General features: G+C 58.2%; 9 protein-coding genes. 7 read left to right on the forward strand and 2 right to left on the reverse strand.

Translation table 11 applies throughout. The annotated features are described in order from the left end of the window. Positions 1-160 precede the first annotated feature (160 nt). From KK078_RS16875 to KK078_RS16890, 4 genes are all read left to right on the forward strand, one after another. Positions 161-2,569, forward strand: a complete 2,409-nt coding sequence (locus KK078_RS16875) for an ABC transporter permease (RefSeq protein ID WP_254091474.1) — start codon at positions 161-163, stop codon at positions 2,567-2,569. A 36-nt stretch (positions 2,570-2,605) separates the two neighbouring features. After that, on the forward strand, positions 2,606-4,966 hold the full coding sequence (locus KK078_RS16880; protein WP_254091475.1) for an ABC transporter permease: 2,361 nt from the start codon (positions 2,606-2,608) through the stop codon (positions 4,964-4,966). A gap of 106 nt (positions 4,967-5,072) precedes the next feature. Beyond that, complete coding sequence (locus KK078_RS16885; protein WP_254091476.1) at positions 5,073-6,599, forward strand: hypothetical protein; 1,527 nt, start codon at positions 5,073-5,075, stop codon at positions 6,597-6,599. Between the two features lie 78 nt (positions 6,600-6,677). Further along, a complete protein-coding gene (locus tag KK078_RS16890) occupies positions 6,678-7,427 on the forward strand; it encodes a GIN domain-containing protein (RefSeq protein WP_254091477.1) in 750 nt (249 codons plus the stop codon). A gap of 344 nt (positions 7,428-7,771) precedes the next feature. On the opposite strand, the gene KK078_RS16895 is transcribed toward KK078_RS16890, so the two are convergent. Next, positions 7,772-8,791, reverse strand: coding sequence for an alpha/beta hydrolase (locus KK078_RS16895; RefSeq protein WP_254091478.1), 1,020 nt, complete (start codon positions 8,789-8,791; stop codon positions 7,772-7,774). 461 nt (positions 8,792-9,252) lie between these two features. Between KK078_RS16895 and KK078_RS16900 the strand changes: the two genes are divergently transcribed. Further along, positions 9,253-9,582 carry a hypothetical protein gene (locus KK078_RS16900; RefSeq protein ID WP_254091479.1) on the forward strand — a complete coding sequence of 110 codons (330 nt, stop codon included), beginning with the start codon at positions 9,253-9,255 and terminating at the stop codon, positions 9,580-9,582. Positions 9,583-9,625: 43 nt separating this feature from the next. On the opposite strand, the gene KK078_RS16905 is transcribed toward KK078_RS16900, so the two are convergent. Beyond that, positions 9,626-10,375, reverse strand: coding sequence for an NUDIX hydrolase (locus tag KK078_RS16905; RefSeq protein ID WP_254091480.1), 750 nt, complete (start codon positions 10,373-10,375; stop codon positions 9,626-9,628). 87 nt (positions 10,376-10,462) lie between these two features. Between KK078_RS16905 and KK078_RS16910 the strand changes: the two genes are divergently transcribed. After that, entirely contained in the window at positions 10,463-12,361 is a 1,899-nt protein-coding gene (locus KK078_RS16910) for a glycoside hydrolase family 3 protein (RefSeq protein WP_254091481.1), read from the forward strand. Between the two features lie 24 nt (positions 12,362-12,385). Further along, positions 12,386-15,853: a ThuA domain-containing protein gene (locus KK078_RS16915; protein WP_254091482.1), complete on the forward strand. Its 3,468-nt coding sequence runs from the start codon at positions 12,386-12,388 to the stop codon at positions 15,851-15,853. Positions 15,854-15,889 lie beyond the last annotated feature (36 nt).

The following is a 15,889-nucleotide window of genomic DNA, read 5'->3' on the forward strand; positions in this document are numbered from 1 at the left end:
TTTGACACTATTCAGGGTGCATAAGCCGACAAAATCGCGTAAAACGGCCTCTTTGCGCATGGCACTGATCTTGAACAGCAGATTATCATAGAGGATGGCCGCGGCGGTAAACCCGGTTGAATCGCTCCGAAGCGAATAAATAAATCTTCCCCGACTATATATGCTCCAGAACTATATCAAAATCGCGATCCGTTCCCTGTTGAAATTCAAAGGGTATACGGCCATTAATTTACTGGGCCTCGCCCTGGGCCTCACGGCGGGCATCCTCATCCTGCTGTACGTACTCGACGAAGTTTCGTATGACAAATTCCATGCAAACCTCGATCGCCTCTACCGGGTGGAGACATCCTTCGCCACCACCGAGAGCGTCAACAAAAAATCCTATGATGCGAACGGCTGGCCGATCGGGGCAAAGCTAAGGGATTACCCGGAAGTGGAGTCCGTGGTATATGCCAAAGACGCTTCGGGCCTGCTGATCCTCCACGACAACCAGCAGATCCGGCAAAAGATGTACTTCGCGTCACCGGAGTTCTTTCACATCTTTTCCTTTCCCCTGGTCAAGGGCGATCCCCAACGGGCGCTGGAAGCACCCTATACCATCGTCATCAGCGAGACCATGGAAAGGAAATACTTTCCGGGGGGCGATGCGCTGAACAAAACACTGACACTGGCCGACTCGCTCACATTCGCGGTGACCGGCATCATGAAAGACCTCCCGGGTAATTCGCACCTGCAGGCCGATATGATCCTGTCGTTTGCGACGTACCCGCTGCTGAACAGCCAGTTTTCGTACGAAGAGGGCTGGGGCAACATCAACGTCAGAAATTATCTGTTGCTCAAACCCGGCGTGGATATCGAAGCGTTTCAACAAAAGACTGCCGGCATGTACCAGGAGCATGCGGGAGAAGAGTTTAAACATTGGGGCATTACCGCCAGCGTGCTGTTCCAGCCGCTGCGCACGCTATACCTCACCTCGCACAGCAACGGCATGGGGCCGCTGGGCAGCCTCGACCGGCTTTACCTGGTATCGGGCATCGCCGTGTTTGTCATTCTGCTGGCCTGCATCAACTTCATCAACCTGACCACGGCACGGTCGGTATACCGCGCCAAAGAAGCCGGGCTGCGCAAAGTGGTCGGCTCTACACGCTACACTCTGATATTTCAATTCCTCAGCGAATCGCTGCTGCTCACCTGCTGCGCATTGTTGGTCGCGCTCATGCTGACTACCGCCATCCTGCCGGCCTTCAACCTGCTGCTCGACAAACAGTATACCCTTACCGCGCTCACCTCGCCGGCGGTGCTGTTCAGCATTGCCCTGCTGGTAGTCGTGGTCGCGGTGCTGTCGGGCTATTATCCGGCGCTCGTCCTGTCGGGCCTGCGCCCGGCAGACGTGTTGAAAGGTAAAATGCAATACTCGGTACGCGGCGTACAGCTGCGGCGGTCGCTGGTGGTATTTCAGTTTGTGATCTCCGTCGCGCTCGTGCTGGGCACGCTCATTGTCATGAACCAGTTGCGCTACATGCAGGAGCAGTCGCTGGGCTTTACCACCGAAGAGGTGCTGGTCATCGATGCCAGCGTGGTGCGCACGGCAAACCGCGACGTGTTCCAGACCTTTGGCGACAAGCTTCGCGCGCAGGCCGCGGTAAGCCAGGTGAGCTTTGCCAACGCACTGCCCGGACGGCGCGGTTGGGCCGGCCAGGTAGCCTGGGCCGCCGAGGGCCGGAGTGAAGATGCCGTCACCGTAGAATATATTGCCGTAGACGAGCACTATGCCGACGCGCTGGAACTGCAGGTGATCGCGGGGCATTATTTCGACCTGAAGCGCACGGCGGCACTCAAAGACGGCCTCGTCCTGAACGAACGCGCCGTCGCCATGTTCGGCTGGGCCTCGCCGGCAGATGCGCTCGGCAAACGCATCGCTTCCCCTTCGGGCTATCCGGCGGGCGAAGTGGTGGGCGTCGTGCGGGACTATCACCAGGCCGGGCTTCAGCAAGCCATCGGCCCGATCGTGATGGACTACAACCCGCAGGCCAGCGACCTCTACGCGGTCCGTTTCCAGTCGAAAGACGCTTCGCCGCTCACGGCCTCCATCCATACCCTGTGGAATGAGCACTTCCCCGGACACGCCTTTCACTATTCCTTCCTGCACGAAAGCTTCGAGCGCCAATACGAGTCGGAGCAACGCCTGGCCCAGGTGTTCGGGTTGTTCTCGGGCGTGACCGTGTTGATCGCCGTGACGGGCCTGCTCGGCCTGGTTTCGTTCATGGTCGTGTCGCGCACCAAAGAGATCGGCGTACGCAAGGTGCTGGGCGCGGGCGTCTGGAACATCACGCGCCTGCTCTCGCGCGAGTTCCTGGGGCTGGTGCTGCTGGCCAACGTTATTGCCATACCTGTCGTGTGGTTCCTCGGGCTACGGTGGCTGGAAAGCTTTGCTACGCGTGTGCCCCTGCACCCCGGCATTTTTGTGCTGACGCTCGTGATCGTGGCGGGCATCACTGTGGTCACCATCAGCTTCCAGACCATCCGCGCGGCATTGTCAAACCCGGTGGATGCGCTGCGGCATGAATAACGCTCTGTATTGTAACCCCTAAACTTTAGTACGTATATGTTCTTTCACAACATCCGCCTGGCGCTCCGCAATCTTTTTCGCGACCGGGTGTACGCCGGCATCAACGTCGCCGGCCTGGCCTTGGGCATTGCCGCATCGGTATTGATGCTGCTCTGGGTTCAGGACGAGCTCAGCTTCGACCGCTTCCACCACAACGGCCCGAATATTTACCACGTCAACGCCAACTTTATCAACAGCGGCAACAAGATGACCTGGGAAACAACCCCCGGCCCGATCGGTACGCGGGGCAAACAGGAGATCCCCGCCGTACACGAGGTCGTGCGCCTGAACCGCGACTGGAACGCCGTACTGTTCAACTATAACGGTCGCGAGATCCTCCACGAACGGGGTATGTATGTAGACGAGCATTTTTTTACCGTGTTCGATTTCCCGCTGCTCAAAGGCAATCCGCAGAAACCCTTCCCTACCACACAGTCCATGGTACTGACAGAATCGATGGCGAAGAAACTGTTTGGCGATGAAGAGCCGCTCGGCAAAACGGTGCGCCTGGACGACAAAGACGAATTTACGGTCAGCGGCATCGTCGCCGATTTTCCGGCAAACTCTACTATTCAGACTTCCGTGCTGTACCCGTTCGCCCGCCTGGTCGAGCATTACCAGCCCAACGACTACTGGAAATCGCTGGAGACCGACTGGGGCAACTATCACTACCAGACCTACCTGTTGCTCGACCCGGGCGCGTCGCCGGCCAAAGTAGGCGAACAGCTTACCAGCATCCACCAGAAGGCACAAGACGGCGCGAACGTGCACTATACCCTGCAGCCCCTCACACAACTCCACCTCTACAGCCGCGACGGCCAGGAAGCGGGCATGCAGACGGTCAGGATCTTTTCGCTTACGGCCATTGCCATCCTCCTCATCGCCTGCATCAACTATGTAAACCTGGCCACGGCCCGGTCTACCAAGCGCGCCAAGGAAGTGGGCGTACGCAAGACGACCGGCGCAGACCGCGGTCGCCTGGTGGGCCAGTTCCTGACAGAGTCGGCGGTCATGTCGATCCTCGCGGTGGCCCTGGCATTTTTTGTGATGCAGCTGGCCATACCGTTTTACAATACACTGTCGGGTAAAGAGCTGTCGGTGCGGCTGGACAACCCGCAGGTCACCATGCTCACAGGCAGTGTATTGGTGCTTACCTGGCTGGTCTCGGGCTTTTACCCGGCCTGGGTCCTGTCGGCGTTTAAACCCATCGACGTGATCCGCGGCAAGCTCGCCATCAGCGGCGGCAATTCCACCTTCCGCCAGGTGCTGGTGGTCACGCAGTTTACGCTGTCGGCGATCATCATCATCGGCACGCTGGTGGTCGGCAACCAGCTGCGCTATATCCGCACAAAATCACTCGGCTTTAACAAAGAGAACGTCTTTACGTTCGCCCTGGGCGGCGATATGTTTAAGAACATCGACGGTGTGCGCAACGAGCTGAAGCAAGACCCTTCCATTACCGCCGTATCGTTCGCCAATCAGAACCTCATGTCGATCGGCGCCTCCACAGGCGATACCGACTGGGAAGGCAAAGCACCCGACCAGGGCTTTATCATACACCCCATGGGCGTGGACGAAACGTTCTTTAAGACGCTCAACCTCGAGCTGGTACAAGGCCGCGGCTTCACCGGCTCGCCGGCCGATACGGCGCACATCATTCTCAACGAAACAACGGTGAAGAATGCAGGTATTAAGGATCCCATCGGCAAGTCCTTTACCTTGTGGGATACGAAGGCGACGATCATCGGCGTGGTCAAAGACTTTCACCACAGCTCCATCCGCAACAAGATCGAGCCCACCGCCTTCTTTCATACCAACAGCTGGGTGTGGCTGGTCTATGTAAAAGCGAACGACCCCGCGCGCGCCGTGGCCACCGCCGAAAAGCTCTGGAAGAAGTATAATACCAAGTATCCCTTCAACTATTCGTTTATGGATGCGGAGTTTGACAAGATGTACCGCAACGAAGCCCGCATGGAGAAATTATTCTATGCGTTCTCGATCATCGCCATCTGCATTTCGTGTCTGGGGTTGTTCGGCCTGGTAACGTTCACCGCCTCGCAGCGCATCAAAGAGATCAGCATCCGCAAAGTATTGGGAGCTTCCGTACAGCAGATCGTCACGTTGCTTTCCCGCGACTTCATCCGGCTCATCCTCATCGCCTTTGTGCTGGCCGCGCCCGTGTCGTGGTACGCCATGGACCGCTGGCTGGCCAACTTTGCGTATCACACCGAGGTGTCGTGGCAGGTCTTTGTGTTCACGGGCGTGGCCGTGCTGACGTTGGCGTTCCTGACGATGAGCGTACAAGTAATCCGCGCCGCGCTGAGCAATCCGGCCAATTCGTTGCGGAATAACGAATAGGAAATACACATCCTTTCCGCCGCCGGTATAAACCCCAGGTTTGTGCCGGCGGCGGTTTGCGTTCGGGGGGTGAATGTCGTTACTTCGGGGCTTCATCCTGTTCACCATGAAACGCACCGACCACATCCTGGCTTTTACCACTACGCTCCTGCGGGCGTCTGACGCAGACGTTGAGCGTCTGCTCGCCACCATGGAGAAGATCTACTCCCTGCACCAGGCGCGTAAGCCGGGGGCCGTATCGCTCGGCGCCGAGCAGGGTGACACCGAAGAGACGTTCGCTCCGTGGCTGCGTCGCTTGCGTAGCGAGCAGATCCAGGAGGTGCACGTGTCCTATCACGCCTTCGACGAACGCGACGACATGCCCGCGCACATGGCCGCGGCCTTTGCGGGGATCCCCGACCTGCTGCTGCGCGTCCGGACGGCACGTCAAACGGCAGCCTATGCGCTGAACACCTATTTTTGTCCGCAATACGCGCTCACCCCACAGCAGTTCATTACCCTGCTGAACAGTCAGCCCGACAACGCGCTTCTCTGGGACCGCGCGGCCGAGCTTATCCTCGAATCCAACGGCATGAATAACCGCAGCGTGTTCGAGCCCGAAGAGACTCCCGAATATTTACTGTCGCCGGAAGGCCGCCACGTGTTTGAATACCTCGCCCCGGACCTGATCAAAGAGATCCAGATCGAATGCACGGTGCGCGGGCGATCCTTTGTCATCCCCGACGAGCTGAAAGGGCTCTTTGTGAAATACGACTACTCCTTCTTCGACGAGGACCGCGAGTATGTATACCTCTATCCGCTGGGCGACGTATCGGCACAAGAGATTCTCGACCTGGTGCACGCACAGCCCTTTGGCATGAAGACGTGGGAGACACTCAACACCACGCTGCAAGAATATGACGATCCGTCGGTCACGATCGTCGCACCCGACCAGTGGGAGAAGACGCTGCGGGGTATGTCGCGCGAAGACCTCGAGCGCATCGTCCATCCGCTCTGCCGCAGCATCTGTACCCTGTGCGAAGCCGGTGGACAGAAGCCGGTCATCCCGGCCGCGCTGGCCGACAGCTTTGGCCCGGACGAAGAAGAGCAGAAACGCGCGGCGGCACGATCAAAAGACAAAGACCGCTGGAACTTGCAGCCCACGCAGGAACCGTGGGAGCACTACGCGTTCCGCCCGGCAGAAAATGCGCCGCCGTTTACACCGGCAACATGGGCCGATACTCAACGGACGTTCATCCAGTCGCTGGAAGCGATCCATGCATTTGCCGCGCGGATCCAATCGCCCTTCCAGGAAGCATTCGGGCTGAGCTTGTTTGTGTTGCAGTCGTCGTTGCCCGCCGGGCGCTATGATGCGGCGCACATGGAGGAAATGGTCGCGCAACTTTCAAAAGCAGGTTTCTCCGAACAGGCCATCGAAAACTTCCACCAGGCCGCGTGGGTGGGCGAGCTCTGCACGGAGCTGGGCTGGGAACCGGCGCGGATCCACGGCATGCTGGCGGCGAAGTTTGCGGATGTGTTCGGCGGGATGGGGTCGTGGAACGATCAGTATATTGAAGAGGATCATGACACGTATCAGAAAGTGTCGTCTGAGCTCTTCGAGGCGTTGAAGCGGTATCAGGCTTCGCTGCTATAAAACTTTTTAAAAATTACCGGAAGGGCGTGGGGGTATGATGCGTGCTGGGTGTCTCAGGACAAACAACGCAATATCCCCATGAAAATCTTCACACGTCTTTCCCTGCCCCTCCTCCTGGCAGGCACGCTGGCACTGCCCGCCGCCGCACAGGAAGAAATAAAAAAAGACCTGCATCCTTTCAACAAGGTCATTGCTTCGCCCAAGGTGAACCTGATCCTCGAAGAAGGCGACCACGAAAGCATCCGCCTGGTGTACCAGGGCGTGTCGGCCGACAAGATCAACATTCGCGAGCACGGCAGAACGGTGCACATTTACCTGGACGACGCCCAGATCACGGAAAAAATGGAGCGCCTCAACCGCCGCCACAAACGCGCCTACTACCGCGATGCCTCGGTGACCGCCTATGTTACCTACCGCTCCCTCCGCCACGTGGAAATCCGCGGCAACCAGGAACTGACCTGCAAAAGTCCGCTGAAGGCCGACAAGTTTGTGCTGAAGGGCTACGGCCAGAACGAGATCCGCTTTGCATCCATTGAAACAAAATACCTGCGCACCAGCCTGTATGGCGAGAACGACCTGAAGGTGCGCGGCGGGATTGCCGAATTTCAGAAATACCGGCTGTTCGGCCACAATAAGATCGACACCCAGCCGCTGCGTAGCTACTCCACGACTACCAATATCTACGGCGAAAGCAAGGTGAAGGTGAGCGCCCAGGACGAGCTGCGGATCAATTCATTTGGTGAGGCGCGCGTGGCGTATGATGGAAATGCGGAAGTGAGCAAGGGATTGATGTTCGGGCATACGGAGATCCATCATTTGAAATATTAAAGCTCTTTTCTGAAAGAGCTTTTTTGGAGAGAGGGAAAAACAGTGTGAGGGTGAGCGCGAGAGCGAACACGCTCCACTGTTTTGTATTTTCTTCGCGCTCACATTCACGCGCACACTTTTTCGTCGGGGGCTGCTCCGAAAAAAGCAGCTTTTTTTATCTTTACCAACCTTCAGAAACATCCGGAGCACGACCTCCACACGGCCCCTCAACACCAGAATTATCGCAACCTTTCCGCGACGTTACAGCAACCTTACAGTGACCTTATAGCGACCTTATAGCGATATTTAGCCATACCAAAGCCATACCAAAGCAAGGGATAAGCCATAGCAACGTTATTCCCTGGCTAGTGCAGAGCCCGCCCGGCCGGCGCCATGCCCAGCTTCTCCTGCGCAAAAGCCACCATCAGATCGAGCACCTTATCCACCGCTTTCGACCGCAGTCCACTGGCGATGACGTGCACACCGGCTTCGGGGATGGCCACGGTTTCCTTTAAATTGTCCGGTGTGGCCAATTCCGCATTCATCTCCAGCATCGCGCTCACTTTCACCTCGGGGTCTTGCTCCTGCTCGTTTTTGTAGTAGTACAGCGTCAGTGATGGCTGGTGGATCTTTTCAAACGTTTCCCGCGTCATGGTCGTCTCGATCAGCTCTTCCAGCTGTACCGCGCCCTCGAGGCGGTATTTTGTGTCCCAGTATTGCGCACGCTCGGCGGGCACCGGTGCGGGCGCTTCGCTGTACTTGCTTCCGAATACGGCACGGGCGATGTAGAGTCCCCAGGGATCGTTCAATATGAACGCAGCGCCGTTGTTGATGGCGATGTTGGGTGACAGGTTGATGAGGGCGTGCACATCCTCTGGGAATTCCGCCGCCAGCTTCAGCGCCAGGGTGCTGCCGGTCGAGCAGCTCACGAGGATCACCTCGTCGCCCAGCTGCTTGCCGATGGCCAAGGCCTCTTTGGCACTGGCCCAGAGGCGGTCGGGTGTCAGGCGGATCAGGACGTCTGCCGAGTCCAGGCCGTGGTCGGCCAGACGGGCCAGGTACAGGTTGCAACCCATGGTCCGGGCAAACCGTTTGTGCACCGGGTCGCCTTCCATCTGGCTGGCGGTAAAGCCGTGCAGGTACACGACGGCGTACGGTGTCTTTTTGCGGGTGCTGTCGTTCCAGACGATGCGCGCTTCGTTGTTGGGGCGCAGCGTGTGCGCGGCTTCGTTTGCGGCAACATAGTGGTCCAGTGCAGCAGCATCGGCGGGTACCGTCGGCAGCGTGGTGTCATACACCGGGGTGGCGGGCGACGGCCCGAGATAATAAAGCGCCACGATCATCAGCACGGGCGCGGTGATCCTGATAAAACGTTTGGAGATCATACGCGTATTTGTCCAAAGATATTCTTTTCCTGACATGCGTCATAGTGCGACACGTTTGCGTACACACGCTACCCTCACGAAAAACATATACCCCGACTAACGTCAGCTTCTTCCGCTCAACGGACGGCACCATCGTTGGCACCGGTAACGCGCAGCGCAATGCACGCGCCGGTAGTGGTATCGTGCAACGAAATATATACAGGTTACAACACTGAACGATCGGTCTATCGGCACTGCGCGACGGAGATAGTACACGTTGCGAGTAGTGTATGGATATACCGTTATAATATTTTCGGTGTACGACAGAACTTTCCGCGGTATAGTTCCGTACTTACTAGTGCGTACTTTTTATACCGGAAGGAATAAGCGAACCTTCCGCCAAAGAAATACACGGCCTTCTCCTGACCTGCCAAATTTCTTTACAACGCATACGCTGTGTACCGCATAAATCATTACGAACTATGGAATGGGCAACATTATATATCACCGGTAAGTCCGACTTCAGCCAGGAAGTGCGGAAACGGCTGGACCACGCCCGCATCAACTATATGACGGGCTACATGGGTACCGGCAATGGTAAACATGACATGTACTGGCTGGACGAGCGCGAAGACATCCGCGACGTCAAGGAGGCGATCGGTGGCAAGCTGATCTGGAAACACCGTTTGCGCTTCTACACCAACCTGGATGCGTTCATGGAAGGCCGCACGCGACAGGAGACCTCCGAGTTCTCTCCCGAGGAGCTCCACCTCATCCACACCATGCAGGAGCTGGAGGGGGCTGCGCATTAGCATCAGATTTGTTGCGCCCTTTCAGGGCTGCTTACTGGGGTGATCAGAATCCGAATTTGAGGCCCTGTTTCAGGGCCTTTTCATATTTCTTCCGATCAAATCGGTATAGGTACGGCGCCTTGTGGGCGCCGCCTGTTTTTCGCTCCGTCAGGCGTTCCAGGATGCCGAACGCCAGCATCTTTTTCTGAAAATTCCGCCGGTCCAGCGGTGTGTCCAGGATCGTTTCGTACAACCGCTGCAGCTCGGGCATCGTAAACCGTGCCGGCAGCAGGTTCAGTCCCACGGGGTAGTCGTTCAGGCGCATGCGGAGTGTCTCCAGCGCCTTGTCCAAAATGGCGTTGTGATCGTAAATCAGGTCCGGCACGTCGTGTATGTCGCACCAGTGGCACTCGTCCGTCAGCAGGTCCGGTTGGGGCGTGACCTGCGAAAACTCCACCAGCGCGTAATAGCCCACCGAAATAAAGCGGTCGTGCATCCAGCTGCCGGGCGGCATGGTCCGGGGCCATAAGAACTGCTCCTTGTTACGCTCGCGCGCCGGGTCGCCAAAGGTGTGAAACTGCTGCAGGTAAAGATCCTGTAGCCCCGTGCGCTCGCGCAGGATGCGTGTGGCCGCCACGTCGAGCGAGTCGTCCTTGCGCACAAAGCCCCCCGGCAGGCACCATTGCCCGTTTTCCTTCCATTTCAGCAACAATACCTTCAGCTGTTCGTCGTGAAAACCCACGATCACGCAGTCAATGGAAATATGCCGCAGGTACAGCTCGTGCCCTTTTTTCACAAACTCGTTCAGCTCCATGTCACAAAAATAAATACTCCAATGTGTATTTCATACACAACGAAGAAATAGGTATCATTGTGTTACGACTACACAATTAACCCAATCATGACACGTACCCATGCTGTAATGCTTTTGTGCGTCCTGCCGCCGTTGCTGCTGGCGGGCGCTTCCGCCTGGCGGGCCATACCCAACCCGCCCCCCTACCGCGACCTCAACAAGAACGGTACAATGGATGTTTACGAAGATCCTTCCCAGCCCGTGGACAAGCGCGTGGACGATCTGCTGCGCCAGATGACGCTGGAAGAAAAGGCCGGCCTGCTGTTTATCAACGGCGCGCGCATCAACGACGACGGCTCGCTCGAAGACCGCCCCGGCAAGGGTCCGTTTGCCTTCGCGCCCCAGGCCGCCCGGCTGATACTCGAACAACGCATGAATCACATCAACGTCTGGGCCGTACCCGGCAAGCAGGCATTGGCCACATGGTATAATAACATTCAAAAGCTCGCCGAAGAAAAGACACGCCTCGGCATCCCCGTCACCGTCGCGTCCGATCCGCGCAATGCCTTTAGCGAAGCGCTGTTTGCCGTCGCCGCCAACGACTTCTCGCAATGGCCCGAGCAGCTCGGCTTTGCCGCACTCGGCGACGAGGCCCTGATGCGCCAGCACGCCGACATGGCCCGGCAGGAGTACCTGGCCGTCGGCATCCGCGAAGCCTTACACCCCATGGCCGACCTCGCCACCGAGCCCCGCTGGCCGCGTGTCAGCGGCACGTTCGGGGAAGACGCACAGCTGTCGTCGCGCATGGTGAAAGCTTACATCCTCGGTTTTCAGGGGGCGGCGCTGGGGCCGCAGAGCGTCGCGTGCATGACGAAACATTTTACCGGCGGCGGCCCGCAGAAAGAAGGGCTGGACCCGCACTTCGAATTTCAAAAAGGCCAGGTATATCCCGGCAATAACTTTCAATATCACCTCATACCGTTCGAAGGTGCCTTTGCCGCCCACACCGCGGCCATCATGCCATATTACGGCGTGCCCAAAGGCCAGACAAAAGAAGATGTCGCCTTTGCCTATAACAAAGAGATCATCACCGGCCTGCTGCGCGAGAAATATAAGTACGACGGCGTAGTGTGCACCGACTGGGGGCTGGTGACCGATGCGCGCATGGGCCCCGTCGTGTGGCCGGCGCGTGCCTGGGGCGCCGAGCAGCTGAGTGAAGAAGAACGCGTACGGAAGATCCTCGAAGCCGGCTGCGACCAGTTCGGCGGCGAGCAGTGTACCCACCACGTGGTCAACCTGGTCATGAACGGCAAGCTGTCCGTGGAGCGTGTGGATGTCTCCGCCCGGCGCCTGTTGCGTCAGAAATTTATACTGGGGTTGTTCGACAATCCGTATGTCGATGTAGAGAAAGCTGTGCAGACCGTCGGCAAAGCCGAGTTCAAACAAGCCGGTGAAGTCGCCCAACGCCGCTCGTTCACACTCCTGAAGAACGACAAAGTAAAGGGCCGCAAAGTATTACCGCTCGCCGCCGGCAAGCTCAAGCTCTACCTGCGCAATGTAAATCCCGAAACTGCCGCGCGCTATGGCACCGTGGTCAGCCGCCCGGAAGACGCCGACATCGCCATCATCCGCCTGCGCACACCGTGGTACCCGGTCAAAACAGACAACCCTATGGCCCAGCGCTTTCACCACGGCGACCTTGACTTTAAAGGCGCCGAAAAAGACAGCATCCTGGCGCTGCTCAAACAAGTACCCACTGTCGTGGATCTCTACATCGACCGCCCGGCCGTGATCCCCGAGATCAACGCCGCCGCCCGCGCCGTGGTGGCGAACTATGGCGCCAGCGACGCGGCCCTGCTGGATGTCGTGTTCGGCAAAGCGCGACCGGAAGGCAAGCTTCCCTTCGAGCTGCCGTCGTCCATGGAGGCCGTGCGCCAGCAGAAGGAAGACCTTCCACACGATTCCGCTAAACCCTTATATCCTTTTGGCTTCGGCCTTTCATACTAATCCAAGTTAACCTGTCAGTTCCCTATGAGAAATCACTTTGCTTCTTTGCGGAAATTATACTCCGCCCTGCTTTCTTTTATCTGTATCGCGGCCATCACCGGCGCCTGCAAGCGGCAGCCGGACGAGCCCACGCGCGTACTGGTCTTTTCCAAGACGACCGTGTTCCGGCACGAGTCCATCGGCGCCGGCATCGAGGCCATCCGCAAACTGGGACAGCAACATCATTTTGTTGTCGACACCACGGAGAACAGCGCCGCCTTTCACGAAGAGAACCTGAAACGCTACAAAGCCGTTATCTTCCTCAGCACCACGGGCGACGTACTCAACGGCGAGCAGCAGAACAACTTCGAGCGCTACATCCAGGCCGGCGGCGGCTACCTGGGCATACACGCCGCGTCTGACACCGAGTACGACTGGCCGTGGTACGGCAAGCTGGTGGGCGCATACTTTACCAGCCACCCCAACGCCCCGAACGTACGCACGGCCGACTTTCACGTCGTAGACAAAAACAACCCTGCCACCGACTCGCTGCCCGACCCGTGGAAACGCGACGACGAGTTCTATAACTTCAAAGACATCAACCCCGATATAAAAGTGCTGCTCACCATCGACGAGAAGTCATACGAAGGCGGCACCAACGGCGACCACCACCCCATGGCCTGGTATCATCACTACGACGGCGGCCGCGCCTTTTATACCGCCCTGGGCCACACCAACGAAACCTTCAGCGACCCGTTGTTCCTGCGCCACCTGTGGGGCGGCCTGCAGTTCGTGCTTGGCGGCGATGAGCCGCTGAACTACAAAGCCGCACACACGCTGCGCATGCCCGAAGAGAACCGCTTCACGAAAGTGGTATTGGATGAAAAGCTGAACGAGCCCGTAGAGCTGGCGATACTGCCCGGCGACGACATCCTGTTCGTCGAGCGTCACGGCGCGGTAAAGATCTATAGTCAGCAGGAAAAGAAGACCAAGGTCATCGCTACCATTGCCGTCAGCACCAAGTATAAAGACAAAGAAGGCAAAGAGAGCGAAGCGGAAGACGGGCTGCTGGGCGTGGTGCTCGACCCGGCGTTCGCCACCAACCACTGGGTATATTTTTATTATTCCGATCCGGGCGCCGAGCCCAGGAACATCCTGGTGCGCTACGAGCTGCGCGGCGACAAGCTGATCGAAGAGTCGAAGAAGGTGATGCTGGAAGTGGCCGTGCAACGCGAGCAGTGTTGCCACACCGGCGGTTCCATGGCATTTGATGCCCACGGCAATCTATACCTCTCCACCGGCGACAACACCAGTCCCCGCGCCACCGCCTATGCGCCTATCGACGAGCGGGCCGAGCGCAGCCCGTGGGATGCGCAAAAGTCCTCCGCCAATACCAACGACCTGCGCGGTAAGATCTTGAGAATACACCCCGAGGCCGACGGCACGTATACCATACCCGACGGCAACCTGTTCCCCAAAGGCACGGCGCAAACACGCCCCGAGATCTATGTCATGGGCAACCGGAACCCCTACCGGATCGACTTCGATAAAAAGACCGGCTATCTCTACTGGGGCGACGTCGGCCCGGATGCCGGCAAGGACTCTACCACGCTCGGGCCACGCGCCTACGACGAGATCGGCCAGGCCCGCGGTCCCGGCTTCTATGGCTGGCCGTATTTTGTCGGCGACAACAAAGCCTACTTCGACTACGACTTTGCCAGCAACAAAACCGGCGCGAAGTTCGACCCGGCCAAGCCCCGCAACGAGTCCCCTAACAATACGGGGCTGAAAGAGCTGCCGCCCGCGCAGAAAGCTTTCATCTGGTATCCGTACGACGCCTCGCCCGAGTTCCCGCTGGTCGGCACCGGCGGCCGTACGGCGATGGCCGGTCCGGTATACTATACCGAAGACTTTGTCAACGCACCCCGCGCGTTCCCCGAGTATTACAACGGCAAGCTGTTCATCTATGAATGGATGCGCGGCTGGATCATGGCCGTGACGATGGACAAAGAAGGCAACTATGTATCCATGGAGCGTTTTATGCCGAGCCACCGTTTCAGCAACCCCATGGACATGGCCTTCAGCCCGAGCGGCGATCTGTATATACTCGAATACGGCACGGCCTGGTTCCAGGGCAACGACGATGCGCGGCTTGTCCGCATCGAATACAACGGCGGCAACCGCAAGCCGCAGATCCGCATGGCCGCCGACCATACGCGCGGCGCCGTGCCCTTTACCGTGAACCTCAACGCCGAGGGCACGAAGGACTACGATCACGACGAGCTGAAATATGCCTGGAGGGTTACCGCGGCCAATGGCCAGGAGGTGGCGACACACGCAGAAGCCACGTCGTCTGTCACACTCGACAAGCCCGGCGTCTATACAGCCGCCCTGACCGTGACCGATGCCAAAGGCGATACCTCCACCGCCAAAATAACACTCGAGGCCGGCAACGACCCGCCGCAGCTGTCGTTCGACATTACGAAAGGCAACACCAGCTTCTTCTTCCCCGGCAAACCGTTCGACTACGAAGTAAAAGTAACGGACAAAGAAGACGGCAGCACCGAGGCCGGTACCATCACGGCCGACCATGTATCGTTGTCGATCGACTACCTCGAAGGGTTTGACAAGATCGCCGTGGCGCAAGGTCACCAGGCGGCCGATGCATCGGCTTCCATGGCCGTGGGCAAACGGCTGATGGACAACAGCGACTGCAAGTCCTGCCACATCATCGACAAAAAGTCCATCGGTCCACGCTACCTCGACGTAGCCGCCAAATATAAAAACGATCCCAAGGCGCTCGAGTACCTCACCGGCAAGATCATCGCCGGCGGCGGCGGCGTATGGGGCGAGACGGCCATGGCCGCACACCCGCAGCTGAAGAAAGAAGACGTGCAGCAGATGGTGAAGTATATTTTGAGCCTGGGCAACGCGCCCGCCGCGTCGCTGCCGATCAAGGGCAGCTATACCCCCACGCCGCCCAAAGGCTCGCAAGGTCAGGGTACGGTCATCCTGCGCGCAGCCTATACCGACCATGGGGCGAACGGCATCGCGCCCATCACATCCGAGAAGACCATGACGCTGCGCAGCGCCAGTGTCATGGCCGGCGCGGCCGACCAGTGGGACAAAGTGCAGAAGTATAAAATGCCCGACCCGCCCATCGAGCTGATGATCGGCACCTCCAAAGGCGCGCACCTCATCTTCAAGCAGGTAGACCTGACCGGCATCAGCGCCATTTCGTTCGTGGCGATGGCACCGGAGAACATGCTGGGCGCCGCCGGCGGCACCGTAGAAGTGCGCCTGGATTATCCCGGGGGCGAAGTGGTGGGCGAGTCGCCGATGATCACGCCGGTCGTGATGGACCTGGGCGGCAAAACACCGCCGAAGCCGCAGATCGTCACCGCGCCGCTCAAACCCACTTCCGGCAAACACGACCTGTATTTTGTGTATAAGAATGAAAAAGCCGATCCCACACAGGCATTATTCATTCTGATAAACATAATTTACCATTAACTTTAACCGTCCCCTCCCGACGAATCGGGAGGGGCG

The sequence above is a fragment of the Dawidia soli genome, assembly GCF_018598185.1.
Lineage (GTDB): Bacteria > Bacteroidota > Bacteroidia > Cytophagales > Cyclobacteriaceae > Ohtaekwangia > Ohtaekwangia soli.

Bases quoted from the DNA above. Each gene is read 5' to 3' on its own strand.
- KK078_RS16875 (WP_254091474.1), top strand. From the start codon at position 161: ATGCTCCAGAACTATATCAAAATCGCGATCCGTTCCCTGTTGAAATTC.
- KK078_RS16880 (WP_254091475.1), top strand. From the start codon at position 2,606: ATGTTCTTTCACAACATCCGCCTGGCGCTCCGCAATCTTTTTCGCGAC.
- KK078_RS16885 (WP_254091476.1), top strand. From the start codon at position 5,073: ATGAAACGCACCGACCACATCCTGGCTTTTACCACTACGCTCCTGCGG.
- KK078_RS16890 (WP_254091477.1), top strand. From the start codon at position 6,678: ATGAAAATCTTCACACGTCTTTCCCTGCCCCTCCTCCTGGCAGGCACG.
- KK078_RS16895 (WP_254091478.1), bottom strand. From the start codon at position 8,791: ATGATCTCCAAACGTTTTATCAGGATCACCGCGCCCGTGCTGATGATC.
- KK078_RS16900 (WP_254091479.1), top strand. From the start codon at position 9,253: ATGGAATGGGCAACATTATATATCACCGGTAAGTCCGACTTCAGCCAG.
- KK078_RS16905 (WP_254091480.1), bottom strand. From the start codon at position 10,375: ATGGAGCTGAACGAGTTTGTGAAAAAAGGGCACGAGCTGTACCTGCGG.
- KK078_RS16910 (WP_254091481.1), top strand. From the start codon at position 10,463: ATGACACGTACCCATGCTGTAATGCTTTTGTGCGTCCTGCCGCCGTTG.
- KK078_RS16915 (WP_254091482.1), top strand. From the start codon at position 12,386: ATGAGAAATCACTTTGCTTCTTTGCGGAAATTATACTCCGCCCTGCTT.